Raw genomic sequence first — 25242 nt, 5'->3', positions numbered from 1 at the left:
GTGTTGTATGGGCCAAAAACTCAAGATTGCAGGATGGGTGTCGGTAGGCGTGGTGGCCGGTGCGCTCACCACGGTGTCACTGCAAACCGTGGCGCGTGGCGCCATGACGCCGCTTCCGCTGGAAGAAATCCAGCAGCTGTCCGCCGTCTTCGGCTTGGTCAAGACCGACTATGTGGAGCCGGTGGACGACAAAAAGCTCATCACCGATGCCATCTCTGGCATGGTGTCCAGTCTGGATCCGCACTCCCAGTATTTCGACAAGAAGTCCTTCAAGGAATTCCGCGAAGGCACCTCCGGCCGTTTTGTGGGCGTGGGCATCGAGATCACGCAGGAAGACGGCCTGATCAAGGTGGTTTCCCCCATTGAGGGCTCGCCCGCCTTCCGTGCAGGCCTCAAGACTAACGACCTCATCACCAAGATTGACGACACCGCCGTCAAGGGCCTGGCGCTCAATGACGCCGTCAAGCGCATGCGCGGCGAGCCCAACACCAAGGTCACGCTCACCATCTTCCGCAAGGAAGAAAGCCGCACCTTCCCTGTCACCATCACCCGCGAAGAAATCAAGACCCAATCTGTCAAGGGCAAAGTGGTGGAGCCCGGCTACGGTTGGATCCGCCTGTCGCAGTTCCAGGAACGCACGGTGGACGACTTCGTGCGCAAGGTGGAAGAGGTCTACAAGCAGGAGCCCAACCTCAAGGGCCTGGTGCTGGACCTGCGCAATGACCCGGGCGGCCTGCTGGATGCCGCCGTGGCGATCTCGGCAGCCTTCCTGCCCGAAAACGTGACGGTGGTCTCCACCAACGGCCAGCTGGCCGACAGCAAGGCCACCTACAAGGCCTCGCCCGACTACTACCAGCGCCGGGGCGGTGGTGACCCGCTCAAGCGCTTGCCTACCGCGCTCAAGTCCGTGCCGCTGGTGGTGCTGGTGAATGAAGGCTCGGCCTCGGCCAGCGAAATCGTGGCGGGCGCACTGCAAGACCACAAGCGCGCCACCGTCATGGGCAGCCAGACCTTTGGCAAGGGCTCGGTACAGACCGTGCGCCCCCTGGGGCCGGACACCGGCATCAAGCTGACCACGGCGCGTTACTACACCCCGAGCGGCAAGTCGATCCAGGCCAAGGGCATCGTGCCCGACGTGATGATCGATGAGTCGGAAGAGGGCAGTCCCTTTGCCGCCCTGCGCATGCGCGAGGCCGATCTCGAAAAGCACCTGGGCAGCGGCCAGGGCGAAGAGAAGAAGGACGAGGCGCGTGAAAAGGCCCGCGAGGACGCCCGCAAGCGCCTGGAAGAGGAAGCCAAGAAGCCTGCCGCTGACCGCAAGATCCCAGAGTTCGGCACCGACAAGGACTTCCAGCTGGTGCAGGCTCTCAACCAGCTCAAGGGCCGCCCGGTGCTGGTCAGCAAGACCCTGACGGAACGCAAGGAAGAAAAGAAAGAGAATTGAGCCTTTCGCGCTCTGCTCTGCGGGCTGGATTTCGCGAGAAATTCAGCCTTTTTCCTTTCCTCTCCGTGTTTTCGCACTGCCACCTTTTGGCGCCCAACTCCCCATGACCGACGACCAGCTCCTGCGCTATTCCCGCCACATCCTGCTCGATGAAATGGGCATCGAGGGGCAGGAGCGGGTGCTGGCGGCGCACGCCCTCATCATCGGTGCGGGCGGGCTGGGGTCGCCTGCCGCGCTCTACCTGGCATCGGCCGGCGTGGGGCACATCACGTTGGTGGATGACGATGTGGTGGACCTGACCAACCTGCAGCGCCAGATTGCACACACCACAGCGCGGGTTGGGCTTCCTAAAGTGGATTCGGCCGCCGAGGCCATTGCGGCCATCAACCCCGAGGTGCGGGTGACCCGGCTGCAGACCCGCGTGGACGCGGCGGCCCTGGAGCGCCTGGTGCAGGACGCCACGGTGGTGCTCGACTGCTGCGACAACTACACCACGCGCCACGCGGTCAACGCCGCCTGTGTGCGCCACGGCAAGCCTTTGGTGGCGGGCGCGGTGATCCAGTTTGATGGCCAGATCACCGTGGTGGACCCCCGCGATGCACAGTCGCCTTGTTATGCCTGCATCTTTGCGCCCGACGCGGAATTTGAAGAGGCGCGCTGCTCCACCATGGGCGTGTTCGCCCCCCTGGTGGGCGTGGTGGGGGCGATGCAGGCGGCTGAGGCGCTCAAGCTGCTGGCAGGCATCGGGCCCTCGCTGGCGGGGCGGCTGCTGATGCTGGACGGGCGCTCGATGGAGTGGAACACCATGCGTGTGCAGCGTGCTCCGCATTGCCCGGTGTGTGTGGCGCGGTAGGACTGCTCCTACAACCCCAGCCTGTGGCCGCTGGCAGAATCCGGACACCCCAACGCTTAAATTCGGGGTGAGAGCAGCGTGCCCCTGCGCTGATCGCCAACATGGACCCGTCTGTGAAGCTGCGCACCTACATTGTTGAAGACAACGCAACCATCCGTGAGAACCTGATCGGGACTCTGGAAGAGTTGGCGTCTGTGGAAGCCGTGGGTGTGGCAGAAACCGAGGACGAGGGCACGCAGTGGCTCTCTACCCACAGCGAGCAGTGGGACCTGGCCATCGTCGATCTGTTCTTGCGCCAAGGCAGCGGGCTGGGGGTGCTGGCCGCATGCCGCACCCGCCGCCCGGGGCAGAAGATGGTGGTGCTGAGCAACTATGCGACCCCCGATGTGCGCATGCGCTGTGCGCAGCTGGGGGTGGATGCCGTGTTCGACAAGTCCAACGAAATCGATGCGCTGGTGGACTACTGTGTGCTGCACAGCAGCCACCCGCCCGGCGCAGACGCGAGCGGTTCTTTGAGCCCGTCTTCGGGCGCGTGACGCCCGTGCTGCGGGCGCATGGGTGAGACGCAGCACACCTGCTGGAGCCCGTGCCCCTTCACCTTGCCAGCCTCAGCAAACCTCGCCTGGGCCGGTAGCTGCCCAGGCCCCAGGCGAAGCCCTTCCCATGTCAATCAATCAGGCGGTTCTTGAGCGCGTAGTAGGTCAGGTCGCTGTTGGACGACAGGCTCATTTTTTCCATCAGCCGGGTGCGGTAGGTGCTCACGGTCTTCACGCTCAGCGACAGGGCCTTGGCGATGTCGCCTGCCGTCTCCCCCTTGGCGAGCTTGAGGAACACCTGGAACTCGCGCTCCGACAGTTGTTCGTGGGGCGGTGCATCATCCTTGCGGTTGAGCTGCTGCGCCAGCAACTCGGCCACCGTGGGGGTCAGGTAGCGGCGGCCCAGCGCGATGGTGCGGATGGCTTCCACGATCTCCGCAGGCTCGCACTCCTTGTTCAGATAGCCGCTCGCGCCCTGGCGGATCAGGTTGATCGCATAGTGTTCTTCGGGGTAGCCGCTCAGGATCAGGATGCCCATGTCGGGGGCCTTGGCACGCAGCATGGCCAGTGCATCGAGCCCGCTCTGGCCGGGCATCGACAAGTCCATCAGCAGCACGTCGATTTCCTTGTTGCGCACCAGGTCGATGGCTTCGCGGCCGTTGGCGGCTTCGCCTTCGACCCGCAGGTCTACATGCTCCGACAGAAACTGGCGCAGGCCGGAGCGAACAATTGCATGGTCATCCACAATGCCGATCTTGATCATTGGTGTTTCTTTCGTGGGGCAGCTGCTGTGCTGCCAGTGCGTGTGGGTGTGCGGCGGTCCGGCATGTGCAAGCACAGACGGAACCATGGTCAGGTGATGGTCCATTATCCAGAATAAGCCTATGAATCTCCAGGAAAACACCCAGCGCTGGCTGCCCAAGGTTCGCAAGATGGCGCTGAGCCTGCCCATGGCCTTGCTGGCCGCCATGGTGCTGGTGGGCATCAATGAAACAGGACACATGCGGTCGCAGGATGCGCTGGAGCAGATGGACCAGAGCATGGCCACCCGGGGCGATGTGAACAAGCTGCTGCAGAGCATGCTGGATGCGGAGACTGGCCAGCGGGGCTACCTGCTGACCGGCAACGAGACCTACCTGGAGCCCTACGACAAGGCCGTGGCCACCGTGCAGACCAATCTGGACCGGCTGCGCAACCAGTTCATGAATTCGCCGGACGACATGCAGGAGTTCGCGCTGCTGTCACGGCAGATCTCGCGCAAGCTCGCCGAGATGGAACTGAGCCTGCGCCTGCGGCGCAAGGGCAATGAAGACGCCTGGAAGTTCATCCTGAACACCGACGTGGGCAAGGAGCACATGGAGGCGATCCGCACCCATGCGCAGGAGCTGATCGCGCGCAGCGACCTGCGCCTGTCGCAAGGCCAGCAGCAGATCGAGCAGTCGCTCACGCTGTCGCGCATCGGCATTGCCACCGTCACGGTGATCGGCCTGCTGGCCTTCTACATGTACCTGCGCCAGACGCAGGCCGTGCAGGCCGTGAACCTGCGCGAGCAGGCGCTGCTGGAGCGCGAGCGGGACCGCCTGGAGGGCCTGGTGCGCGAGCGCACCGCCACGTTGTCGGAGCTGGCCAACCACCTGCAGCAGGTGCGTGAAGAAGAGCGGGGGCACCTGGCGCGCGAGCTGCACGACGAACTGGGCGCCTTGCTGACCGCTGCCAAGCTCGATGTGGCACGCCTCAAGTCCAAGATCAACGCCACGGCGCCGGATGTTGCAGAGCGCCTCAAACACCTCACGGACACCCTCAACAGCGGCATCGCGCTCAAGCGCCGCATCATCGAAGACCTGCGCCCTTCGTCCCTGTCCAACCTGGGGCTCACCGCTGCGTTGGAGATACTGACGCGCGAATATGCCGAACGTGCGGGCATCGAGGTCGAAACCAGCCTGGAGGCCGTGCAGCTGCCCGATGCCACCCAGCTCACGGTGTACCGCATGGTGCAGGAGGCGCTGACCAACATCGGCAAGTACGCCAAGGCCAAGAAAGTGCTGGTGTCGGTGCATGCCCACCCCACCCATGTGGCGGTGCAGGTGCGGGACGACGGGGTGGGCTTCGACCCCGCCACCGTGCGCCCCACCTCGCATGGGCTGGCGGGCATGCGCCACCGCGTCGAAGCGGCAGGGGGGCGGCTGGCACTCACCTCGCGCCCCGGCAATGGCACCTTGCTGTCGGCAGTGCTGCCGCTGCAGCGCGCGCCTGCGGCCGTGCAGGCCATCGCTGCCCTGGGCGACTGAAGACCCTCCGCCTCTCAGGCTCCACCAACCCGCCACGGCCATGGGGCCCACAGGGGCCCCAGCGCAGCCTGCCAGGCCCGCTGCGCCATCGCGCGCCTGTACTCGCTGGCTGTGGCGTTCCGTCCTACATCGCCGCCGCAGCGGCGCCGACAGTGGTGTGCGCCGGGCACCGGCAGCTGCGGTACGGCCTGTTGCCTACAGTGGAGTGCAGGCGCTGAGGTTCTCGCGCCATCCCAACGCCGGTGTTCCGGCCACCCACAAGGAGATGGAAAAAATGTTGCACTACGCAGTCGTCTTTCTGGTGATCGCCCTGGTTGCCGCGCTCTTTGGCTTTGGCGGCATTGCCGCCGGTGCCGTGGGCATCGCCAAGATCCTGTTCTTCGTGTTTGTGATCATGGCCGTGGTGACCTTTGTCCTGGGGCTGCTCAAGAAGGGGTAGGTCCCTGCATCCATCCCTGCCGGCCGCAGCGGCGGCCATCACCCCCATCACCCCCAACACATGATTCCAAGGAGCTTTTGATGAGCCTTTCTAACGCAACCTACAACCTGACCGACAACGCCCGCAACCTGGCCGATGACGTTTTGCAAAGCGCGCAAGAAGCCGTGCTGGCCACCCAAGCCGCAGCAGACCAATCGCTAGACCAGGCCGAAGACACAGTGCGCGCCCTGCGCCGTCGGGCCGACCCCGCCATCGACGACCTGGCCGCCCGTGCCCAGGACTTGGCGGCCCGCAGCATTGACTATTGCGCCGACACCAGCGCCCGTGCGCGCCGCCAGATCCAGCACGCCGCCGATGCCACCGGGCGCTATGTGGCAGAACAGCCCGGCAAGTCACTGGTGATTGCCGCAGCATCGGGCGCCGCCGTGGCCACCCTGGCGCTGTGGTTGTCCCGCCGCCGCCGCGCCTACTGAGCACGGCGCCATCGGGCGAAGGCCCGGCTTTTCTCCACAGTCCACCGGTGACGGAGGGTGCCACAGACCGGTAGACTGCACATGTTCCTGCACCCGCGTTCCCAACCCTTCTTGAACAAGGAAAACACCATGAAATACGCACGTGCCCTCGCTTTCGCCGCTGTTGCCGGCATCACCATCGTCACGGCCACGGGCTGCTCGGTGGCCCGCGAACAGCAGACCGTGGGCTCCTATGTGGATGACGCGGGCATCACCACCGCCGTCAAGGCCAAGATGGTCGAAGACAAGAGCGTATCGGCCAGCTCCATCAGTGTGGAGACACTCAACGGCACGGTGCAGCTGTCGGGCTTTGCCAAGTCGCAGGCCGAGAAGAACCAGGCCGAAAACATCGCCCGCAACACCAAGCATGTGCGCGAAGTGCGCAACAGCATTGTTGTGCGGCCGTAAGCGAGGACACCCCCTGAGGCGCAGCGCGCCTTCACCCCTCTCTCATATTGCTTCGCAATCTGGGAGGGGGACGCCCCCAGCGCGGCGGGGCGGCCCTTGCGCGGGGGCACTGGCATTGGCCGTGCCCATTGCAAAGGACAAGACGAATCAGCGGGCCCGGCTTTGCCATTGCGGCATGGCCTGGAGTTCCATTGGCATGGAAGACCCTCTGTTGAGCCCACTGTCACATGGCGTCTGAGGTTAAGCTCAATCCATGCGGGTATTTAATTGCGACCACTGTGGTCATCTGGTGTTTTTCGACAGCGTGCAGTGCCTGCACTGCGGCAATGCGCTGGCGTTCTTGTCCGATGCCCTGGTCATGGCAGCCCTGGCGCCTGCGCCGCAGCAAGGCCCCGGGCTGTGGCAGCGGGTGGGGCCAGGCGGGGGCGGCGCGCTCTACCGCATGTGCCAGAACCACACCGCGCACCAGGCCTGCAACTTTGCCGTGCCCACTGGCGATGCGCAGGCGCTGTGCCCCTCCTGCCGCCAGACCCGGTTGATGCCCGATGTGGCAGAACCCGCCCACATGGGCCGCTGGATGCAGATCGAGAGCGCCAAGCGGCGGCTGTACTACAGCCTGGCGCGCCTGGGCCTCGCGCCCGCACCGGGGCGTGCAGGCCCCGCGCCCGGGCGCAGTGGCCCCGTGTTCGACCTGCTGGCCGAGGTGCCAGGTGGGCCGCCGGTGCTCACGGGCCACCACAACGGCACCATCACGCTCAACGTGGCCGAGGCAGACGATGACGAGCGTGCGCGCCGCCGTATCGCGCTGGGCGAACCCTACCGCACGCTCATCGGGCACCTGCGCCACGAGTCCGGCCACTTCTACTGGGACCAGTTGGTGCGGGACGGCGGGTGGCTGGACAACTTTCGCCAGCGGTTTGGCGATGAGCGCCAGGACTATGCCGCAGCGCTGGAGGCCCACTACGCCCAAGGCTACGACGGCGGCGACTGGGCCAAGAACCACGTCAGCGCCTATGCCGCCGCCCACCCCTGGGAGGACTGGGCCGAGACCTGGGCCCATTACCTGCACATGATCGACCTGCTGGAGACATCGGCCAGCTACGCCACCGAGGTCACCGTGCCCGGCATCTACGGCGCGCAGCACAGCCGCGCCGTCGATCCCTTTGGCACCCCGGCGCCCGACTTCGACACCATGCTGCGCCACCTCGTGCCCCTCACGCTGCTGCTCAACAGCCTCACGCGCAGCCTCGGGCAACTGGATGCCTACCCTTTTGCCCTGGCCGAGCAGGCACTCGCCAAGCTCCGTTTTGTGCACGACGTGGTGCGCGCCGCAGGCCAGCGCCCGGCGGCTCCCGCAGCAGCGGCAGCCACCCCGCTGCAGGCACCTGCACCTGTGGCTTCATCTGTTATTAAAAAGATAGCAAAAAAGTGAATAGGGACAGGCGGTAGCGCCTGTTTTTGCTCAGTATGGGTGGTTGGGGCCTGGAATTTGCTTGGTGCGAGCAGAGACACAGACCCCAGGAAGGACATCCCCATGTTGAGCCGCACTGCCGACCGCCTGTTCCGAATGGCGCGCTACACCGAGAGGGCAGAAAAGACCTGCGTAGCAGGGCTTTCGACACAACACCGCGAGCGTGCGCAGCACGCCCGGGGTTCTCTGCCCCCGTTGAACAAGGAGGCTGTATGTTGAGTCGCACTGCCGACCACCTGTTCTGGATGGCGCGCTACACCGAGAGGGCAGAAAAGTCCTGCGCAGCAGGGCTTTCGATACAACACCGCCAGCGTGCCCAGCACGCCCGGGGTTCTCTGCCCCCGTTGAACAAGGAGGCTGTATGTTGAGTCGCACTGCCGACCACCTGTTCTGGATGGCGCGCTACACCGAGAGGGCAGAGAACACCGCCCGCATGCTGGATGTGAACCACCAGAGCGCGCTGCTGCCCCAGTCCGCCGAGGTGGCCCTGCAGGGCTGGCAGGGCCTGCTGTCCATCAGCGAACTTTTGCCTGCCTACACCGCCCAGCATGGCGAGGTGACACCCGCCAAGGTGCTCGACTTCATGGTCAAGGACCCGGCCAATCCCTCGTCCATCGTGGCCTGCCTGCAGGCTGCGCGCGAGAACGCGCGGGCCGTGCGCGGAGCGCTCAACACCGAGGCCTGGGAGATCCAGAACCAGACCTGGCTGGAGGTGAACCGGCTGATCGCCAGTGGCGCGCTGGAGAGCGACCCGGCGCATTTTTTTGAATGGGTGAAGTTCCGCTCGCACCTGTCGCGGGGGGTCACGGTGGGCACGATGCTGCAGGACGAAGCCCTGCACTTCATGCGCCTGGGCACGTTTCTGGAGCGGGCCGACAACACGGCGCGCCTGCTGGATGTGAAGTTCCACGCGGTGCAGAGCGACTTCATGGGCGCGGCCAGCGCGCAAGACCAGGACCATGACTTCTACCACTGGAGCGCCGTCCTGCTGAGCGTCTCGGGCTTCGAGACCTACCGCAAGGTCTACCGCGACGTGATCACACCCGAGCGCGTGGCCGAGCTGCTGATCCTGCGGGCCGACATGCCCCGCTCATTGCATGCCTGCATGAAGGAGGTGCTGGGCAATCTCGACATGCTGGGCAGCAGCCAGTCGGGCGAGACACAGCGGCATGCGGGGCGGTTGCTGGCGCACCTCAAGTTTGCGCGCATCGACGAAATCTTCACCAACGGCCTGCATGCCTACCTCACGCAGTTCCTGGAGCGGGTGAACGACCTAGGCGCGCGGATCAGCCGGGATTTTCTGGTGCCGTCGGCGGCGTGAGGGCGGGGGCTAGCGACTGCGCCACCGGGGCCGTGGCGGCCACGGGCTCCACCGTCACCCCCACCTGCAGCACATGGTGGTCGCCGCCATGGATCACGCCGCGCAGCGGCGACACATCGGCGTAGTCGCGCCCGATGGCCAGCGTCACATAGTCCTCGCCTGCGGCGCGGTCGTTGGTCGGGTCCAGGTCCCACCACGCCGCGCTGTCTGGCGTGTTCCCGTCCTGCCCGGCCGCTGGCGACCACACCGACACCCAGGCGTGCGAGGCGTCGGCGCCCACCAGCCGGGGCTGGCCCGGCGGGGGTGCGGTCAGCAGGTAGCCGCTCACATACCGGGCTGCCAGGCCCAGGCTGCGCAGGCAGCCGACCATCACGTGGGCAAAGTCCTGGCACACGCCCCGGCGCAGCCGCAGCGACTCCAGCGCGGGCGTGCCCGCGTCGGTGGCATTGGCGGTGTAGGCAAAGTCGGCGTGGATGCGCGCCATCAGATCGCGTGCTGCCTCCATCAGCGGGCGCCCCGGCGCAAAACTCGCCTGGGCATAGGCCACAAAGTCGGCGTGCCGGGGGATGTAGGGCGAGGCAAAGCTGAATTCGGTGGCCGGGTGGTAAGGCATGCCCCGCCGGTAGGCCAGCCGCTCGCGCACCGCCTCCCAGGGCTCGCCGGGTGGGGCGGGGGGCGGCGGGGTGGTCTCCAGCAAGGTCTCGGCACGCACAAGCAGCCGCTCGTGGGTGAAAGGCAGGCTGAAAAACGCGCGGGTGTTGCCAAACACGTCCTGCGTGGCTTCGCACTGGGCCGGGGCGGGGTCGATCTGCAGCGCGTGGGTGAGCACGCGCTGCACCACACCGGTGCGTGGCCGCAAATGGGCCATGTGCTGGGCGTTCTGCACTGCGGGCGTGTACTGGTACACCGTTTCGTGGATGACGCGCAATTTCATGGTCAGGCTCCTACGCTGTGACGGAGTGCATCCACCGAATGGGTGAAATAGCGCGTGGCCAGCAGATCCGACAGGCCCATCACGCCCCGCACACAAGCCCCCAGGTACTGTTCCAGCGCAGCGTACCGGCCCTCGGCGTCCTGGGCGCACAAGGCCGCCAGTGACAGCTCGGACGCTTCGGGAATGCCTGTGGCGGCCGACTCGCCCGGCGTGCCTGCGGCCGCCTCGATCTTGGCGATGCGCCCGCGCAGCGTTTGCGCCACCCAGGCCAGCGACCGGGGGTTGTCCCGGTCGATCACCAGCAAGTCCAGCAGCGCGGGCATGTCGCGCCGCTGCTGGTACTGCGCGTGGAAGGTGATGGTGCTGTCAAACAGCCCCGTCATCGCCTCGAAGCCACTTTCATCGAACACTGCGCCGGTCTGCAGTCCGCCCTCCAGCGCAGCCGCCAGAAAACCCAGGCGCTCCAGGTGGCGGCCGATGGACAGCAGCCGCCAGCCGTCGTCGCGTGTCATGCGGTCGGTCTGCTGGCCCGTCATGGCGGCGGTGCGGCCGCTCAGGGTTTCGAGCTGGCGCAGGGCCTCCAGCGGTGAATAGTCGCCGTCGTCGGTGCCGCCAGCTCCATTCGCCCGCTGCGCAAAAAACTCGGCTTCGGTGCTCACGCTCAGGTGCCAGTGCTCCTGCGACAGGCGGTCGCGCACGGCCGATGCTGCGCCCAGGATGCCGCGCAGGTTGTAGCCCACGCTGGTCACCAGCGCGGGCTGGGTGAGCCCGGCGATGAGCGAGCGCTCGAACACCCGCCGGGCCTGCGTGGCGGGCGGCACCGACGGCAGCACCAGGCCCTGGCCCACGGCCAGGGCGCTGAGCCAGGCCAGCAGCGGCTGGGACGACTGGTCTTCGCCATTGAGGCACTGCAGCGCAATGCGCGCCAGGCGCGTGACGTTTTCGGTGCGCTCGGTGTAGCGGCCCAGCCAGAACAGGTTTTCGGCCGCACGGCTGGTCACCTGGCGGCTGCGGTGCACCACGGCGGGGGCGCTCTGGTTGTGCGCGAGCAGCGTGGTGGTGTCCACCGGGCCATCGGTCTGCACCCACACATCGGCGCTGCTGCCGCCGCGCTGCATCGAGGCGATCTCGCGCTCGTCCGTGGCGATGCGCGCCAGCCCGCCAGGCAGCACGCGCCACGAGCCGGGGCCGTCGCACACAGCAAACACGCGCAGCATCACTGAACGCGGGGCGATATGGCTACCGCTGTCGCCATTGCTGTCATTGCCAGCTTCCGTGCGCCAGGTGGGCATCTGCGACAGCGGCAGATAGGCCTGCACGGTGTACTCGTCGCCCTGGCCCTGGATGCGTTCCGTCCACCGGGCCAGGTCTTGCGGCGACAAGCTGCCGCCCAGCACGGGCGGGCGCTGCAGGCTGGGCCAGGTGGGCCGGATCACGCTGTGCGGCAGCTGGGGCAGCACGGCCTGCTGGGCCGCCTGCTCGCCGCACCACCAGGTGGGCAGCGAGGGCAGGGCCAGCTCCTCGCCCAGCAGGTGGCGCGACAGCGCGGGCATGAAGCCCAGCATGGCCGAAGACTCCAGGAAGGCCGAGCCCGGTGCATTGGCCACCAGCACGTTGCCCGCGCGGATGGCCTGCAGCAGGCCGGGCACGCCCAGGCGCGAGTCGCTGCGCAGCTCCAGCGGGTCCAGGAACTCGTCGTCCAGGCGCTTGAGGATGCCGTGCACTGGCTGCAGGCCGTGCAGCGTCTTGAGGTACAGGCGCGCATCGCGCACGGTGAGGTCGTTGCCCTCCACCAGCGTGAGGCCCAGGTAGCGCGCCAGGTAGGCGTGCTCGAAGTAGGTCTCGTTGTACGGGCCGGGCGTGAGCAGCACGATGCGCGCATCCTGCCCCGCCGGGCTCATCTGCCGCAGCCCGTCGAGCAGCGCGCGGTAGGTGGCGGCCAGGCGCTGCACATGCATCTGGCTGAAGGCCTCGGGGAACAGGCGCGAGATGAGCAGCCGGTTCTCCAGCAAATACCCTAGCCCCGATGGCGCCTGCGTGCGCTGCGTGACCACCCACCAGCCGCCTTGCGCGTCGCGCGCCATGTCGAACGCGGCAATCGGCAGGTGCGTGCCGCCCACCGGCTGCACGCCGTGCATGGGGCGCAGGTAGCCGGGGTGGCCCTGCACCAGCGCGCTGGGCAGCAGCCCCGTGCGCAGCAGCTCCTGTGGGCCATACACATCGGCCATCACGCGGTCAAGCAGGCGCGCGCGCTGCAACACGCCGCGCTCGATGTGCGCCCAGTCGCCCTGCGACAGGATCAGCGGGAACAGGTCCACCGACCAGGGCCGCTGCGGGCCGTCGGCATCGGCATAGACGTTGTAGGTGACGCCGTTGTCGCGCACCTGGCGCTGCAGGCTCGCCATGCGCCGGTCCAGGTCGGGGAAGCCTTCGGGCCCCAGTTGTTCAAAAAAATCGGCCCATGGGCGCGACAGGTCTTGGTTGTTAGCTATTGAAACAGGAGCGGAGGCGGCGCCCGCCATGCGGTCGGTGGGGGCCGTGCGCGCGGGGGCCGCAACGCCCCGCAGCTCGTCAAAATGCCCGGCCGCAGCGGTGGGCGCCAGCGCAGCAGCCAGCTGGGCGGCGCTTTCGGGGAGGTCGGTGGGCAAGAGGCGGTCGTTGGGGTTTGTCACTGCACTCGATTTTCGGGCATTTGGTCTCCGGCACTCTGCGGGTTACCCACCCCCGTCGAAACCGGCGCGGCCCAGGCCAGAGATGCGGAACAAGAGCCACCCACCGCAACGGTATGCTGCCCCTGCGGGTGCCATAGGTGGTCTCCACGCATGGATGCTCCTTCATTCAAGCCCGTTCGGGCTGAGCCTGCCTGCGCCTTGCGCGGCGCTTCGACAGGCTCAGCGTGAACGGTTTGGTGTCTGTTAGTGGCGATGGGCAAGCCGGGGGCTACGGCCGCATCTTGCGACGCAGATCCAGCGTGAACGGAAACTCCCGGCTGCCCGGCAGTTCGATGGTTGCGGGCGGCACCGCCAGCCGCCCCGGCGTGTGCCCCATGCGCGAGAAGCGCGCCAGGCGGCGGCTTTCGGCCTCATACGCGTTGACCGGGAAGGTGTCGTAGTTGCGCCCACCCGGGTGCGCCACGTGGTACTGGCAGCCGCCCAGCGAGCGGTTCATCCAGGTGTCCACGATGTCGAACGTGAGCGGCGCGTGGGCGCCAATGGTCGGGTGCAGGGCCGAGGGTGGGTTCCAGGCCTTGTAGCGCACGCCCGCCACAAATTCACCGGTCGTGCCCGTGCTTTGCAGCGGCAGCGGCTGGCCGTTGACGGTGACCACATGGCGGCTTTCGTTCATGCCCGTCACGCGCACCTCGATGCGCTCCAGCGACGAATCCACGTAGCGCACCGTGCCACCGGCGGAGCCTTCCTCGCCCATCACATGCCAGGGCTCCAGTGCGTTGCGCAGGGTCAGCTCCACGCCCATCGATTTCACCGTGCCGACCATGGGGAAGCGGAACTCGAACTGTGGCGCAAACCAGGCGGGGTCGAACGCGTAGCCTGCGGCGTTCATCTCGGCCACCACGTCGTGCATGTCCTGCTGGATGAAGGTGGGCAGCATCCAACGGTCGTGCAGCTCGGTGCCCCAGCGGGCGGCGGGGGCGCGGTAGGGCGCCTTCCAGAAGCGGGCGATCAGGGCGCGCAGCAGCAGCTGCTGCACCACGCTCATGTGGGCATGGGGCGGCATCTCGAATGCGCGCAGCTCCAGCAGGCCCAGGCGGCCGGTGCTGCTGTCGGGCGAGAACATCTTGTCGATGCTGAATTCGCTGCGGTGCGTGTTGCCCGTCACATCCACCAGGATGTTGCGCAGCGTGCGGTCTACCACCCAGGGCGGCATGTCCTGCCCGTAGGTGTTGCGGTTGGTTTCGATCTCGCGCAGCGCGATCTCCAGCTCATACAGCTGGTCGTTGCGCGCCTCGTCCACGCGCGGCGACTGGCTGGTGGGGCCGATGAACAGGCCGCTGAACAAGTAGCTCAGGCTCGGGTGGTTGTGCCAGTACAGCAGCAGGCTGGCCAGCAGCTCGGGCTTGCGCAAAAACGGCGAGTCGGCCGGGGTGGCGCCGCCCATCACAAAGTGGTTGCCGCCGCCGGTGCCGGTGTGGCGGCCATCGGTCATGAACTTCTCGGCCGACAGGCGCGTCTCCCACGCGGCCTGGTACAGAAACTCGGTGTGCTGCACCAGCTCTTTCCAGTGGCTGGCGGGGTGGATGTTCACCTCGATCACACCGGGGTCGGGCGTGACCGCCAGCACCTTCAGGCGTGCGTCGCGCGGGGGCGGGTAGCCTTCCAGCACGATCTTCAGGCCCAGCTCTTCGGCCGTGGCCTCGATGGCGGCCAGCAGGTCCAAATAGTCGTCCAGGCGCGACAGAGGGGGCATGAAGACATACAGCACGCCGTATTTCTCGCCCACCTTCTCGGCCTTGGGGCCGCTGGCGCGGCGCGGGTCGCGCACCTCCACGCACAGGGCGGTGCGCGACAGGCCTGCGGCCGACTGGAACTTGCCTGGGGGCAGCGCAGTTGCATGCGGGTCGGGTTGCCCAGCCAGGCGCGCGTGGTCACCACCCGCGGTGCCCTGCGTTACGCGCCGTGCCTCGCCCGGCGCGGTGGCACCCGCCAGGTAGGGCAGGTCACGGTCGCCGGTGACTGGGCCGGATGGAACGGAATACCGCGCGCGCAGCGTGGTTGCAGCGGGCAGCGGGCCCTGCGGCGCGGTCGGGTCTTGCGGGATCAGGTGCTCGGTGTCCGATGCCTTCACCCAGGGCAGGGCGTCCAGCGGCAGGCGGTAGCCCATGGGCGAATCGCCGGGGATGAGCAGCATGCGGTCATCGCGGAAGAACCACGGCCCGGTACTCCACACGCTGCCCGCCAGCGTGCCCGCGCCTTCGCCTGCCTGCAGCGGCAGCACATAGCCCACCACGCTGTCGAGCTTTTGCTCGAACACGCGGCGCAGGCGTGCGCGCTCCAGCTCGTCGTCCAGGCGCGCGTCAAACGGGTCCACGTTGACGGGCAGGCGCCGTTCGCGCCACAGGTAGTAGAAGGTGTCCTCATAACCGGGCTGGATGTAGCGGTCCGTCACGCCCAGCTTGCGCGTGAGGTGTCGCACAAAACGCTCGGCGTCGGCGCTGGTGTAGTGCGAGGGGTTGCGTTCGTCGGCGAACAGCGCGGGGTTCTGCCACGCGGGCTGGCCGTCGGCGCGCCAGCAGATGGATAGCGCCCAGCGCGGCAGCTGTTCGCCCGGGTACCACTTGCCCTGGCCAAAATGCAGAAAGCCGCCCTGTCCATATTCGGCGCGCAGCTTGTGTGTGAGTTCGGTGGCAAAGCCGCGTTTGGTGGGGCCCAATGCGTCGGTGTTCCACTCGGGCGCGTCGCGGTCGCCCACGGCCACAAAGGTGGGCTCGCCGCCCATGGTCAGGCGCACGTCGCCCGCTACCAGGTCGGCGTCCACCTGCTCGCCCAGGGCCAGCACGGCCTGCCACTGGTCTTCGGTGTAGGGCTTGGTCACGCGGGGCGATTCGTAGATGCGCGTCACGCGCATCTCGTGGTTGAACTCCACCTCGGCTTTGTCCACGCCGCCTTCAATGGGCGCAGCCCCCGAGGGTTGGGGTGTGCAGGCCAAGGGGATGTGGCCTTCGCCCGCCATCAGGCCGCTGGTGGCATCCAGGCCAATCCAGCCCGCGCCGGGCAGGTACACCTCGCACCAGGCGTGCAGGTCGGTGAAGTCGTGGTCGGTGCCGCTGGGGCCATCGAGCGCCTTCACGTCGGGGGTGAGCTGGATCAGGTAGCCCGACACAAACCGCGCCGCCAGCCCCAGGTGGCGCAGTAGCTGCACCAGCAGCCAACCCGAGTCGCGGCACGAGCCGCTGGCTTTTTGCAGCGTCTCCTCGGCCGTCTGCACGCCGGGCTCCAGGCGGATCAGGTAGCGGATGTCCTGCGACACCTGCTGGTTGAGCTGGACCAGGAAATCGATGGTGCGCTGCTTGCTGCGGTCGATCTTGTCCAGGTACTTTTGCACCAGCGGCGTCATCGGGTCGGTGGCCAGGTAAGGGGCCAGCTCCTGCTGCACATCGCTGCTGTAGTTGAACGGGATGTTTTCGGCCTCGGGCTCCAGGAAGAAGTCGAAGGGGTTGTAGACCGCCATCTCGACCACCAGGTCCACCGTGACCTTGAACTCGCGCGTCTTCTCGGGGAAGACCAGCCGCGCCTGGTAGTTGGCAAACGGGTCCTGCTGCCAGTTGATGAAGTGCTGCGCGGGCTCGACCTTGAGCGAGTACGAAATCACATTGCTGCGGCAATGGGGCGCAGGCCGCAATCGGATCGTCTGCGGCCCGAGGCCGACCAGCCGGTCGTATTGGTAATGCGTGACGTGGTGGAGCGCGGCGTGGATGGGCATATGCAGGCCATGCTAGCAAGTCCCGAGCCATCGTGGGCACAATTCCCGACGCGCAGCCCTGTGGTTCACGGCTTGTTCACAATCCGTGGCGCGGTGCCCCGGCGCCTTTTCACAGCAAGCACCAACTTGGTGACAACCCATTGTTTGCCTATGTCGATCTCTCCCCAACTACTGCTCCTGCCCGGCCTGGCCGCCGATGAACGCATGTGGCGCGGCGTGCTGCCGCTGCTGCCCGCCGCGCTGCGCCCCGAGGTCGCCACCGCCCACCAGGATGTGAACCTGCACCGCATCGAAGACTTTGCCGCACGGCTGCTGGCACAACACGCGGGGCCGCTGGTGCTGGCGGGCGCGTCGATGGGCGGCATGGTCGCCATGGAGGCCGCGCGCCAGGCGCCGCAGCGGGTTGCAGGGCTCGCGCTGCTGGGCACCACCGCGCGGCCCGAAACGCCTGACATGCGCGCCCTGCGCGAGGGCGCGATTGAGCTGTTTGAACAGGGCCGGGTGCGCGAGGTCATCGAGCCCAACGTGGCCCTGGCCTTTCACCCCGTCAACGCCGCCAAGGCGGACCTCGTGCATGCCTATCTGGACTTTGTGCTGGATGCGGGCGCTGACCACCTGGTGCGCCAGAACCGCGCCGTGATCCAGCGGCCCGATGCGCGGGTGCATCTGCCGCAGGTGGCCTGCCCCGTGGTGGTGGTGTGTGGCGCGGCCGACAAGCTCACGCCGCCGGAATGCTCGGCAGAGATCGCGGCGCTGGTGCCCGGCGCCGAACACCACCTGCTGCCGGGCAGCGGCCACATGCTGACCATGGAGCAGCCCGAGGTGGTGACCGGCTTGCTGGTGCAGTGGCTGGGCCGCAACGGGTGGATTTGATCCTAGGTTTGAAGCTTTTTTGGCCGCTACCGCGCGATGGGTATGCGCTGATTGCTATGAAATTAATAGCTAATCAAAACTCCAGGTTGTCAATCAGCCGCGTGCTGCCCAGCCGCGCGGCGCCCAGTGCCACCAGCGTGCCCGCCGCATCGCTGGCCGTGGCGGGCAACAGGTCGGCGCGGCGGCGCACGGTGAGGTAGTCGGGCGCCCAGCCGCGTGCGCGCAGGGCGTCCAGGGCCAGTGCCTCCAGCAGGCTGCGGTCGCTGGGGGCGGTGCCCAGCCACTGCTGCGCCAGCCGCTGCAATGCTTGCGACAGGGCCACGGCCTCCTGCCGTTCTTCCAGGCCCAGGTAGCCGTTGCGCGAACTCAGCGCCAGCCCGTCGGCCGCGCGGCAGGTCTCGCCCGCGACGACCTCAATGGGCAGCGCAAACTGCCGCACCATGTGGCGGATCACCATGAGCTGCTGGTAGTCCTTCTTGCCAAACACGGCCGTGCCGCCCGTGGCGCCCAGCACGCAGGCAAACAGCTTCATCACCACCGTGCTCACGCCCACAAAAAAGCCGGGGCGGAAATGGCCTTCGAGCATGTTGGCCAGCTGCGGGTCGGGGTGCACCTTGAAGGTCTGGGGCTCGGGGTACAGGTCGGCCTCGCGCGGTGCAAACAGCACATCACAACCGGCGGCCTGCAGCTGCGCACAGTCGGCCTCCCAGGTGCGGGGGTAGCTGTCGAAGTCCTCGTGCGGCAAGAACTGCAGGCGGTTCACAAAGATGCTGGCCACGGTCACATCGCCCAGGGGTTTGGCCTGGCGCACCAGGGCAATGTGCCCCTCATGCAGGTTGCCCATGGTGGGCACAAAGGCGGGGCGGCGGTAGGGGGCCAGGGCCTGGCGCAGGTCGGCAACGGAGCGGGCAATCAGCATGGGGTGAGAAGGGTCGAGGAAAGAAATTCGGTGAAGGATCGGAGCGGCGCTTACCAGGCGTGCTGGGCGTTGTCCGGAAAGCTGCCCCGCTTCACGGCCTGCACATAGGCCTCCATGGCGCCGCGCACGCTGCCCGCGTCCTGCATGAAGTTGTGCACAAACTTTGGCATCTTCCCGAGGTTCATGCCCAGCATGTCGTGCAACACCAGCACCTGTCCGGCCGTGCCGTTGCCCGCGCCGATGCCGATGGTGTGGCAGTGCGGCAGCTCGGCCGTGAGGTCTGCGGCCAGCACGGCGGGCACCATCTCCAGCACCAGCATGGCGGCGCCTGCGTCTTGCAGCTCGTGCGCCTCCTTGCGGAGCGTGCGGGCCGCGTCGTCGGTTTTGCCCTGCACGCGGTAGCCACCCAGCGCGTGCACCGTTTGCGGCGTCAGGCCCAGGTGGGCACACACCGGCACGCCGCGCTGCACCAGAAACTCCACCGTGGGCGCCGTCCAGCCGCCGCCTTCTAGCTTGACCATGTGCGCGCCCGCCTGCATCAGCACACAGGCGCTGCGCAGCGCCTGCTCGCGGCTCTCTGCGTAGGTGCCATAGGGCAGGTCGGCCACCAGCCAGGCCGTGCCCTGCACGCGGTGCAGGCCGCGCGCCACACTGGCCGTGTGGTAGGCCATGGTGTCGAGCAGCACGCCCACCGTGCTGGGCAGGCCCTGGCACACCATGCCCAGCGAATCGCCCACCAGAATGCATTCCACCCCAGCCGCATCGGCCACGGCCGCAAAGGTGGCGTCGTAGGCGGTGAGCATGGTGATCTTCTCGCCCGCCGCGCGCATCTGCGCTAGGCGCGGCAGGCTCACGGGCTTGCGCTGGGGCAGGGGCGATGCGGGCGGCAGGGTGCCGTAGGGCGTGGCGGAAACAGGGCTGGTGGCGGTCATGGATCGCGGTGGGGGCAAAAAATTGCCGCGAGTCTATGCGACCAATACTGGGTGTACTTATTGGTTTCCGGCCCCCCGGCCAGCGGCCCGTGTCGGCGCAGTGGCCTTTGTGTTCCCGGTATGCTCGCGGCCCATGACAGCAGCGTTACACCCCGCGAACACCATGATGAGAGACACCGATGTAGCCGCCCTGGCCCAGGCCGATGTGGCCCGCGCCCTGGCCGAAGACGTGGGCACCGGCGACCTCACCGCCGGCCTGATCGACCCCGCCCGCCGCGCCCGCGCGCGCATCCTGGCGCGGGAAGCCGCCGTGATCTGCGGCGCCCCCTGGGCCGAAGCCGCGCTGCGCGCACTCGACCCCACGGTGCAGATCACCTGGCATGTGGCCGAAGGCCAGCGCTGCGCCCCCGACCAGGTGGTGCTGGAGCTGGAAGGCCAGGCCCGCGCGCTGCTCAGCGCCGAGCGCACCGCCCTCAACTTTCTGCAACTGCTCTCGGCCGTGGCCAGCAAAACGCGCACCTATGTGGACGTTGTGGCCGGCACGCGTGCGCAGATTGTGGACACGCGCAAGACCCTCCCCGGCCTGCGCCTGGCGCAGAAATACGCCGTGCGTGTGGGCGGCGGCACCAACCACCGCATTGGCCTGCACGACGCGGTGCTCATCAAAGAAAACCACATTGCCGCCGCTGGCGGCGTGACCGCCGTGTTGCGCGCTGCCGCGCAGGTGGCGTCACAGGCCCAATTCATCGAAATCGAAGTCGAAACCCTGGAGCAGCTGACCGAGGCGCTGAATGCAGGCGCGAAGATGGTGCTGCTGGACAACATGCCTCTGCCCATGCTGCGCGAGGCCGTGCGCATCAACGCGGGCCGCGCGATTCTGGAAATCTCGGGCGGCGTCACGCTCGATGGCCTGCGCGAACTGGCCGAGACCGGCGTGGACCGCATCTCCATCGGCACGCTGACCAAGGACGTGAAGGCCACGGACTTTTCCATGCGCCTGCAGGAGCTGGCATGACCACCGCTGTACTGAACCGCATCGATGTGGAATACGAGCAGCCCGACGAGGCGACCTCGGGTGCCGTTTGCTCCACCAAACACGCCTGGGCGCGCGTGCCGCCGGAGCCCTCGCAGGCCGAGCGTGCGGCGCTGAAAGACAATATCCGCCGCCTGCTGAAGGAAAAAAACGCGGTCATGGTCTCGCACTACTACGTGCACCCCGACCTGCAGGACCTGGCCGAGGAAACCGGCGGCCTGGTCAGCGACTCGCTGGAGATGGCCCGCTTTGGCCGCGACCACGCAGCGCAGACGCTGGTGGTGAGCGGCGTGCGCTTCATGGGCGAAACGGCCAAGATCCTGAGCCCGGAAAAGACCGTGCTCATGCCCGACCTGGACGCCACCTGCTCGCTGGACCTGGGCTGCCCCATCGACGAATTCAGCGCCTTCTGCGACCAGCACCCCGACCGCACCGTGGTCGTCTACGCCAACACCAGCGCGGCTGTAAAGGCGCGCGCGGACTGGCTGGTGACATCGAGCTGCGCGCTCGACATCGTGAGCGCGCTGAAGGCCGCAGGCCAGAAGATTCTGTGGGCGCCCGACCGCCACCTGGGCGCCTACATCCAGCGAGAAACCGGCGCCGACATGGTGTTCTGGAACGGCGCCTGCATCGTGCACGACGAGTTCAAGGCGTTCGAGCTCGAAGCACTGAAGAAGGAGCACCCCGGCGCCAAGATTCTGGTGCATCCCGAAAGCCCCGCCGACGTGGTCGCCCTGGCCGATGCCGTGGGCTCCACCAGCGCCATTCTCAAGGCTGCGCGCGAGATGGATGCCACCGAGTTCATCGTGGCCACCGACAACGGCATGATGCACAAGCTGCGCACGCTCAACCCCGGCAAGACCTTTTACGAAGCGCCCACCGCTGGCAACAGCGCCACCTGCAAAAGCTGCGCACACTGCCCCTGGATGGCGATGAACGGCCTGGCCGATGTGGCCCGCGTGCTGGAGACCGGCGCGAATACCGTGCATGTGGACCCAGCGCTGATCCCGCGTGCGCGCCAGCCAATTGACCGCATGCTGGCCTTCACGGCCGCGCTCAAGAACGGGCAGCCCACGGCGGCGCTGGTGCCCCACCTGGGCGCTGCCTGAGAGTTTTGTAGAGTCGTTTGCTCTGTTATTGATAGCTAGCTATGCCCACTGGTCAGGCGCCAGGGGCCTTTTTGTTTGTGATTTCCCGCATTGACTTCACCCAGCCGCTGGACCCTGGCGCCCCGCGCCTGCGCCACGTTTTCGGCACGCCGCGCGAAGTGCTGGCCGCCCATGCGCTGCACGAGGTGCGCGGCGTGCTCGACGCAGTGCACGCGGCCGCGCAGCAAGGCCGCTGGTGTGTGGGTTGTGTGCGTTACGAGGCGGCTGCAGCCTTCGATGCGGCGCTGCTGACCCACGCAGCCGACGGCCCGCTGGCCTGGTTTGCGGTGTACGACGCGCCGCTGCCCTGGCCCGCGTGCGATGACGGCCAAGGTGCAGAACCGCCCGCGCAGGTGACGTGGACCGACAGCCCCGACCGCGCCCCCTTCGATGCCGCGCTGGCGCAGATCCAGCAGGCGATTGCGGCGGGCGAGTTGTACCAGGTCAACCACACCGCCCCCCTGCACGGCACGCTGCAGGGCGCGGCCCCGGCCCTGTTTGCCGCGCTGCTGCGCGCCCAGCCGGGTGGGTATGCGGCGCACATCGACACCGGGGGCGAGCAGGTGCTGTCGGTCTCGCCCGAGCTGTTTTTTGACTGGCGCGATGCGCCAGGCGGCGGCCACATCCTGGCCCGCCCCATGAAAGGCACTGCCCCGCGCGGGGCCACGCCCGAAGAGGACGCGCAGCAGGCCGTACACCTGCGCACGGCGCCCAAGGAGCGTGCCGAAAACGTGATGATCGTGGACCTGCTGCGCAACGACGTTTCGCGCATTGCGCAGCCCCACAGCGTGCGCGTGCCCGTGCTGTTTGCCACGCAGGCTCTGCCCACCGTGTGGCAGATGACTTCAGACGTGACCGCACGCACGCGGCCCGGCACCACGCTGACCGATGTGTTTGCCGCGCTGTTCCCCTGCGGCTCGGTCACCGGCGCGCCGAAGGTGCGCGCCATGCAGATGATCCATGCGCTGGAAGGCGCGCCGCGCGGCGTGTACTGCGGCGCCGTGGGCGTGGTGCGCCCGGCCGGGCCGCCCGATGCGCAAGGCCAGCATGCGGTGGCCGCGACCTTCAACGTGCCGATCCGCACCGTGGTGTTGCGCCCCGAAGGCGGCACCGTTCACGCCACCTGTGGCATCGGCAGCGGCATCACCTCGGGCGCGTTGGCCGATGCCGAGTGGAGCGAGTGGCAGCACAAGCGCGCGTTTGTCGAGCGCGCGAGCCAGCCCTTTGACCTGCTCGAAACCCTGGCGTTGCAGGCGGGCGTTTTCCGGCACCGGGATGAGCACCTGGCGCGCCTGCAATCAGCCGCCGCCCATTTCGGCGTGCCCTGGGATGCAGCAGCCGTGTCGCAATGCCTGCAGGCGCTGGCGGCAGACCATGCCGACGGCGCCTGGCGCGTGCGCCTGCTGCTGGGCGCCACGGGCACACCCCGGGCCGAAGCCTTGGCCCTGCTGCCCACGGCCGAGCCCGTGCGCCTGCAACTGGCGACGCGCCCCTTGGCACAGGCCCACAGCGAGTTTGTGCGCTACAAGACCACGCGCCGCGCGCACTACGCGGCGTTTGCGCCCACCACGCCCGGCGTGTTCGACACGCTGCTGTGGAACGAGGCGGGTGAGATCACCGAGAGCACCTTCGGCAACATTGCCGCGCTCATCGACGGGCGGTGGGTGACGCCGCCCCTGTCCTGCGGCCTGCTGCCCGGCGTGGGCCGCGCCGTGGCGCTGCGCGAGGGCCGGGTGGTGGAGGCGGTGCTGCGCGTGGCCGACGTGCCCCGGGTGCAGGGCTGGGCCTTCATCAACAGCCTGCGCGGCTGGCTGGCGGCCACGCTGGAGGGATAGAAAATTTGAAGGAAATCGGCCCCCAGCGCCCGTGGATCAAGCGCTGGCAGCTATCCAATTTTCAGAGCCGTTCCTTCACATAGCTCGGCCGGTCCATGTCCACGATTTCCACGCTCAGCTGCACCATCACGCCCTGCGGCCGGGGCGTGCGTTCGCGCAGCACGGCGGCAATGCGGCCCGCCAGCTCGGTCTTGGCCTCGGGCGTGCGGCCTGCCAGCAGGCGCAGCTGCGCATGCACAAAGGCGCGGTTGGCCGGGGCGGTGCCAATCTCGAAGCTGTCGGCCACGATGAAGCGCGTCTTCAGGTCTGCCTCGTCCTGCACCTGGGGGTGGGCGCACAGCGTGGCGTTGAGGGCGGTCAGGGTTTCGGCCTCGGGGTAGTGGGGCAGGTTGGCGGAGTATTCGATGGTCAGGTGGGGCATGGTGGTTCCGGTCTGGGGCAGTGCGCCAGTTTAAAGGCCCACGCCCCACGCATTTGGGGTCACCCGGCTTGGTCGTGTTTTTGCAAAAACGCTTCCAGCGCCTCCAGCACCTGGCCAGGCGCCTCGATCTGCGGCCAGTGGCCGATGCCGGGCAACGACACCACGTCGGCATCGGGCACCAGCGCGCAGTAGCGTGCCGCCATGTGGGCACCCGAGTTCGGGTCGGCCGCGCCGTTGATCAGCCGCACCGGCACCACGCGCTGCAGCAGCGGCCCCACCAGGCGGTCGCGCAGGGCCATGCGGTCGATGTAGAAGCGCCCGGTCTTGTGGCTGATGGCGCGGCCGTTGTGGTGGTTGACCAGCGCCCATAAGTCCTGCAGCAGCGCGGGGGAGGGAAGGGTGTGGGGGCCAAAAAGGCGCGTGATGGTGCGCTCGAACGCTTGCTTCGGAATGCGTGGCGCGATCCAGCGGCCCAAAGGTGACGACAGCAGGTGCTGCAGCATGCGCGGCTGGTACGCCTCGGGGCAGACGCCGCCGTTGAGCAGGGTGAGCGACAGGATGCGCGGCGCCAATGGGTGGGCCTGCCGCCGCGCCAGCATCTCCTGGGCCACGCTCACCCCCAGGTCGTGGGCGACGATGTGCACCTGTTGCACACCCAGCCGGTCCAGCAGCGCCTCCAGCAGGTCTGCATGGTTTTCGATGCCGTAGGCGTGGTCTGCAGGCTTGTCGGAAAAGCCCATGCCCAGCAAGTCTGGCGCGATGAGGCGGTAGCGCATGGCCAGCGGTGCCCACAGCGGATGCCAGTCGTACGAACTGGTGGGATAGCCATGGATGAACAGCAACACGCTGCCGTGTTGGCCCGCTTGCGCCACGAACAGGCGGTGGCCGCCCAGCGCGACCATGCCGCCCTGGGCCTGCCAGTGCTGCAGCGCGGGTGTCAGGCGGTCCATGTGGTGTGTGCCAGCAGCGCCGTGGCCGTGAGCTGGGCGAGCAGCGTGATGGCGTGTGCGGCCTGCCGCCACGCCAGCCGCCGGGTAAAGGCGCCCACGCAATAGAGCAGCCGCGCCAGCACGAACGCGGCGCAGGCCACCGCCAGCGCCGCGAGCGTTGCACTGGGGAGCTGCGCATGGGCCAGCAGGAGCAGGCCAAACAGCATCGACTGTTCCAGCGTGTTGCCATGCGTGCGGATGGCTGTCGCCAGATCCTTGTGGCCTCCGTCGCCCCAGGTCTGCCGGTAGCGCAGGCGCAGGCGCGACACGTGAAGGGACAGGGCTGTCAGCAGCAGCGCCAGCGTGACCAGGGTGGTGGCTGCCAGGGTAAGGGTGGACATGGGTGAATGGGGCGGGTGTCGGTAGAGAAGCCCCCAGCTTAGAAAGCCCCGGCACCAGCGCCAATAGCACCAAAGGGCAGGTGTGTGCACCCGCCACAGTGCTGTGC

Annotated in this window: 24 protein-coding genes; 15 read left to right on the top strand and 9 right to left on the bottom strand. The window is 67.5% G+C overall.

Features of this window, described 5'->3' with window-relative positions; all coding sequences use genetic code 11:
• Positions 1-7: 7 nt before the first annotated feature.
• The 3 genes from A1D30_RS00320 (at position 8) to A1D30_RS00310 (ending at position 2833) form a co-directional block, all read left to right on the top strand.
• Positions 8-1444 (top strand): S41 family peptidase, encoded by a 1437-nt coding sequence (locus A1D30_RS00320; RefSeq protein WP_063458836.1) that lies wholly within the window; start codon positions 8-10, stop codon positions 1442-1444.
• Positions 1445-1547: 103 nt separating this feature from the next.
• Positions 1548-2297, top strand: coding sequence for a HesA/MoeB/ThiF family protein (locus tag A1D30_RS00315; RefSeq protein ID WP_063458835.1), 750 nt, complete (start codon positions 1548-1550; stop codon positions 2295-2297).
• Positions 2298-2410: 113 nt separating this feature from the next.
• Positions 2411-2833 (top strand): response regulator, encoded by a 423-nt coding sequence (locus A1D30_RS00310; RefSeq protein ID WP_063459149.1) that lies wholly within the window; start codon positions 2411-2413, stop codon positions 2831-2833.
• A 130-nt stretch (positions 2834-2963) separates the two neighbouring features.
• Here A1D30_RS00310 and A1D30_RS00305 read toward each other — a convergent pair whose 3' ends face one another.
• Positions 2964-3596, bottom strand: coding sequence for a response regulator transcription factor (locus A1D30_RS00305; RefSeq protein ID WP_063458834.1), 633 nt, complete (start codon positions 3594-3596; stop codon positions 2964-2966).
• Between the two features lie 121 nt (positions 3597-3717).
• On the opposite strand from A1D30_RS00305, the gene A1D30_RS00300 reads away from it, so the two are divergent.
• From A1D30_RS00300 to A1D30_RS00275, 8 genes are all read left to right on the top strand, one after another.
• Positions 3718-5121 carry a CHASE3 domain-containing protein gene (locus A1D30_RS00300; protein ID WP_063458833.1) on the top strand — a complete coding sequence of 468 codons (1404 nt, stop codon included), beginning with the start codon at positions 3718-3720 and terminating at the stop codon, positions 5119-5121.
• A 274-nt stretch (positions 5122-5395) separates the two neighbouring features.
• Positions 5396-5560 carry a DUF1328 domain-containing protein gene (locus A1D30_RS00295; protein WP_082836264.1) on the top strand — a complete coding sequence of 55 codons (165 nt, stop codon included), beginning with the start codon at positions 5396-5398 and terminating at the stop codon, positions 5558-5560.
• Between the two features lie 80 nt (positions 5561-5640).
• Positions 5641-6033 carry a hypothetical protein gene (locus A1D30_RS00290; RefSeq protein ID WP_063458831.1) on the top strand — a complete coding sequence of 131 codons (393 nt, stop codon included), beginning with the start codon at positions 5641-5643 and terminating at the stop codon, positions 6031-6033.
• 129 nt (positions 6034-6162) lie between these two features.
• Positions 6163-6480 carry a BON domain-containing protein gene (locus tag A1D30_RS00285; protein WP_063459148.1) on the top strand — a complete coding sequence of 106 codons (318 nt, stop codon included), beginning with the start codon at positions 6163-6165 and terminating at the stop codon, positions 6478-6480.
• 253 nt (positions 6481-6733) lie between these two features.
• Positions 6734-7912 carry a putative zinc-binding peptidase gene (locus tag A1D30_RS00280; protein WP_063458830.1) on the top strand — a complete coding sequence of 393 codons (1179 nt, stop codon included), beginning with the start codon at positions 6734-6736 and terminating at the stop codon, positions 7910-7912.
• Positions 7913-8014: 102 nt separating this feature from the next.
• Complete coding sequence (locus A1D30_RS24490; RefSeq protein ID WP_109790871.1) at positions 8015-8170, top strand: alpha-E domain-containing protein; 156 nt, start codon at positions 8015-8017, stop codon at positions 8168-8170.
• Positions 8164-8319: an alpha-E domain-containing protein gene (locus A1D30_RS26275; protein ID WP_082836239.1), complete on the top strand. Its 156-nt coding sequence runs from the start codon at positions 8164-8166 to the stop codon at positions 8317-8319. Before A1D30_RS24490 ends, A1D30_RS26275 begins: the two co-directional genes overlap by 7 nt.
• The gene (locus A1D30_RS00275; protein WP_063458829.1) at positions 8313-9272 is read left to right on the top strand and encodes an alpha-E domain-containing protein; all 960 of its coding nucleotides are present in this window, start codon (positions 8313-8315) and stop codon (positions 9270-9272) included. Before A1D30_RS26275 ends, A1D30_RS00275 begins: the two co-directional genes overlap by 7 nt.
• Here the strand turns inward: A1D30_RS00275 and A1D30_RS00270 are convergent.
• The 3 genes from A1D30_RS00270 to A1D30_RS00260 all read right to left on the bottom strand — a co-directional run bounded on the left by A1D30_RS00270 (position 9238) and on the right by A1D30_RS00260 (position 16644).
• Positions 9238-10206 (bottom strand): transglutaminase family protein, encoded by a 969-nt coding sequence (locus A1D30_RS00270; RefSeq protein WP_063458828.1) that lies wholly within the window; start codon positions 10204-10206, stop codon positions 9238-9240. The two genes, A1D30_RS00275 and A1D30_RS00270, sit on opposite strands and share 35 nt — an antisense overlap.
• A gap of 2 nt (positions 10207-10208) precedes the next feature.
• Entirely contained in the window at positions 10209-12854 is a 2646-nt protein-coding gene (locus A1D30_RS00265; protein WP_242421744.1) for a circularly permuted type 2 ATP-grasp protein, read from the bottom strand.
• 292 nt (positions 12855-13146) lie between these two features.
• Positions 13147-16644 carry a transglutaminase family protein gene (locus A1D30_RS00260; RefSeq protein ID WP_063458826.1) on the bottom strand — a complete coding sequence of 1166 codons (3498 nt, stop codon included), beginning with the start codon at positions 16642-16644 and terminating at the stop codon, positions 13147-13149.
• 150 nt (positions 16645-16794) lie between these two features.
• On the opposite strand from A1D30_RS00260, the gene A1D30_RS00255 reads away from it, so the two are divergent.
• Entirely contained in the window at positions 16795-17517 is a 723-nt protein-coding gene (locus A1D30_RS00255) for an alpha/beta fold hydrolase (RefSeq protein WP_063458825.1), read from the top strand.
• Positions 17518-17590: 73 nt separating this feature from the next.
• On the opposite strand, the gene panC is transcribed toward A1D30_RS00255, so the two are convergent.
• Both panC and panB read right to left on the bottom strand, forming a co-directional pair.
• On the bottom strand, positions 17591-18436 hold the full coding sequence (gene panC / locus A1D30_RS00250) for a pantoate--beta-alanine ligase (protein WP_063458824.1): 846 nt from the start codon (positions 18434-18436) through the stop codon (positions 17591-17593).
• A gap of 50 nt (positions 18437-18486) precedes the next feature.
• Positions 18487-19368 carry a 3-methyl-2-oxobutanoate hydroxymethyltransferase gene (panB, locus tag A1D30_RS00245; RefSeq protein WP_063458823.1) on the bottom strand — a complete coding sequence of 294 codons (882 nt, stop codon included), beginning with the start codon at positions 19366-19368 and terminating at the stop codon, positions 18487-18489.
• Between the two features lie 166 nt (positions 19369-19534).
• Between panB and nadC the strand changes: the two genes are divergently transcribed.
• The 3 genes from nadC (at position 19535) to A1D30_RS00230 (ending at position 23384) form a co-directional block, all read left to right on the top strand.
• Complete coding sequence (nadC, locus tag A1D30_RS00240; RefSeq protein ID WP_199865910.1) at positions 19535-20383, top strand: carboxylating nicotinate-nucleotide diphosphorylase; 849 nt, start codon at positions 19535-19537, stop codon at positions 20381-20383.
• Positions 20380-21510: a quinolinate synthase NadA gene (gene nadA / locus A1D30_RS00235; protein ID WP_063458821.1), complete on the top strand. Its 1131-nt coding sequence runs from the start codon at positions 20380-20382 to the stop codon at positions 21508-21510. Before nadC ends, nadA begins: the two co-directional genes overlap by 4 nt.
• 71 nt (positions 21511-21581) lie before the next feature.
• Positions 21582-23384: a chorismate-binding protein gene (locus A1D30_RS00230; protein WP_109790870.1), complete on the top strand. Its 1803-nt coding sequence runs from the start codon at positions 21582-21584 to the stop codon at positions 23382-23384.
• A 61-nt stretch (positions 23385-23445) separates the two neighbouring features.
• On the opposite strand, the gene A1D30_RS00225 is transcribed toward A1D30_RS00230, so the two are convergent.
• Genes A1D30_RS00225 through A1D30_RS00215 form a run of 3 tightly spaced genes read right to left on the bottom strand, consistent with a single transcriptional unit; the run spans position 23446 to position 25135 of the window.
• Complete coding sequence (locus tag A1D30_RS00225) at positions 23446-23805, bottom strand: 5-carboxymethyl-2-hydroxymuconate Delta-isomerase (RefSeq protein WP_063458819.1); 360 nt, start codon at positions 23803-23805, stop codon at positions 23446-23448.
• Between the two features lie 59 nt (positions 23806-23864).
• On the bottom strand, positions 23865-24755 hold the full coding sequence (locus A1D30_RS00220) for an alpha/beta hydrolase (protein ID WP_063458818.1): 891 nt from the start codon (positions 24753-24755) through the stop codon (positions 23865-23867).
• Positions 24743-25135 carry an MAPEG family protein gene (locus A1D30_RS00215; RefSeq protein WP_242421743.1) on the bottom strand — a complete coding sequence of 131 codons (393 nt, stop codon included), beginning with the start codon at positions 25133-25135 and terminating at the stop codon, positions 24743-24745. The genes A1D30_RS00220 and A1D30_RS00215 overlap by 13 nt, the downstream gene beginning before the upstream one ends.
• Between the last annotated feature and the right edge of the window lie 107 nt (positions 25136-25242).

It is taken from the genome of Acidovorax sp. GW101-3H11, assembly GCF_001633105.1.
In the GTDB taxonomy this organism is placed as follows: Bacteria; Pseudomonadota; Gammaproteobacteria; order Burkholderiales; family Burkholderiaceae_C; genus Acidovorax.
Note: the sequence above shows the minus strand (reverse complement) of the source record. Positions and strands in the feature narration are given on the sequence as shown.

Bases quoted from the DNA above. Each gene is read 5' to 3' on its own strand.
- A1D30_RS00320 (WP_063458836.1), top strand. From the start codon at position 8: ATGGGCCAAAAACTCAAGATTGCAGGATGGGTGTCGGTAGGCGTGGTG.
- A1D30_RS00315 (WP_063458835.1), top strand. From the start codon at position 1,548: ATGACCGACGACCAGCTCCTGCGCTATTCCCGCCACATCCTGCTCGAT.
- A1D30_RS00305 (WP_063458834.1), bottom strand. From the start codon at position 3,596: ATGATCAAGATCGGCATTGTGGATGACCATGCAATTGTTCGCTCCGGC.
- A1D30_RS00300 (WP_063458833.1), top strand. From the start codon at position 3,718: ATGAATCTCCAGGAAAACACCCAGCGCTGGCTGCCCAAGGTTCGCAAG.
- A1D30_RS00295 (WP_082836264.1), top strand. From the start codon at position 5,396: ATGTTGCACTACGCAGTCGTCTTTCTGGTGATCGCCCTGGTTGCCGCG.
- A1D30_RS00290 (WP_063458831.1), top strand. From the start codon at position 5,641: ATGAGCCTTTCTAACGCAACCTACAACCTGACCGACAACGCCCGCAAC.
- A1D30_RS00285 (WP_063459148.1), top strand. From the start codon at position 6,163: ATGAAATACGCACGTGCCCTCGCTTTCGCCGCTGTTGCCGGCATCACC.
- A1D30_RS00280 (WP_063458830.1), top strand. From the start codon at position 6,734: ATGCGGGTATTTAATTGCGACCACTGTGGTCATCTGGTGTTTTTCGAC.
- A1D30_RS24490 (WP_109790871.1), top strand. From the start codon at position 8,015: ATGTTGAGCCGCACTGCCGACCGCCTGTTCCGAATGGCGCGCTACACC.
- A1D30_RS26275 (WP_082836239.1), top strand. From the start codon at position 8,164: ATGTTGAGTCGCACTGCCGACCACCTGTTCTGGATGGCGCGCTACACC.
- A1D30_RS00275 (WP_063458829.1), top strand. From the start codon at position 8,313: ATGTTGAGTCGCACTGCCGACCACCTGTTCTGGATGGCGCGCTACACC.
- A1D30_RS00270 (WP_063458828.1), bottom strand. From the start codon at position 10,206: ATGAAATTGCGCGTCATCCACGAAACGGTGTACCAGTACACGCCCGCA.
- A1D30_RS00260 (WP_063458826.1), bottom strand. From the start codon at position 16,644: ATGCCCATCCACGCCGCGCTCCACCACGTCACGCATTACCAATACGAC.
- A1D30_RS00255 (WP_063458825.1), top strand. From the start codon at position 16,795: ATGTCGATCTCTCCCCAACTACTGCTCCTGCCCGGCCTGGCCGCCGAT.
- panC (WP_063458824.1), bottom strand. From the start codon at position 18,436: ATGCTGATTGCCCGCTCCGTTGCCGACCTGCGCCAGGCCCTGGCCCCC.
- panB (WP_063458823.1), bottom strand. From the start codon at position 19,368: ATGACCGCCACCAGCCCTGTTTCCGCCACGCCCTACGGCACCCTGCCG.
- nadC (WP_199865910.1), top strand. From the start codon at position 19,535: ATGAGAGACACCGATGTAGCCGCCCTGGCCCAGGCCGATGTGGCCCGC.
- nadA (WP_063458821.1), top strand. From the start codon at position 20,380: ATGACCACCGCTGTACTGAACCGCATCGATGTGGAATACGAGCAGCCC.
- A1D30_RS00225 (WP_063458819.1), bottom strand. From the start codon at position 23,805: ATGCCCCACCTGACCATCGAATACTCCGCCAACCTGCCCCACTACCCC.
- A1D30_RS00220 (WP_063458818.1), bottom strand. From the start codon at position 24,755: ATGGACCGCCTGACACCCGCGCTGCAGCACTGGCAGGCCCAGGGCGGC.
- A1D30_RS00215 (WP_242421743.1), bottom strand. From the start codon at position 25,135: ATGTCCACCCTTACCCTGGCAGCCACCACCCTGGTCACGCTGGCGCTG.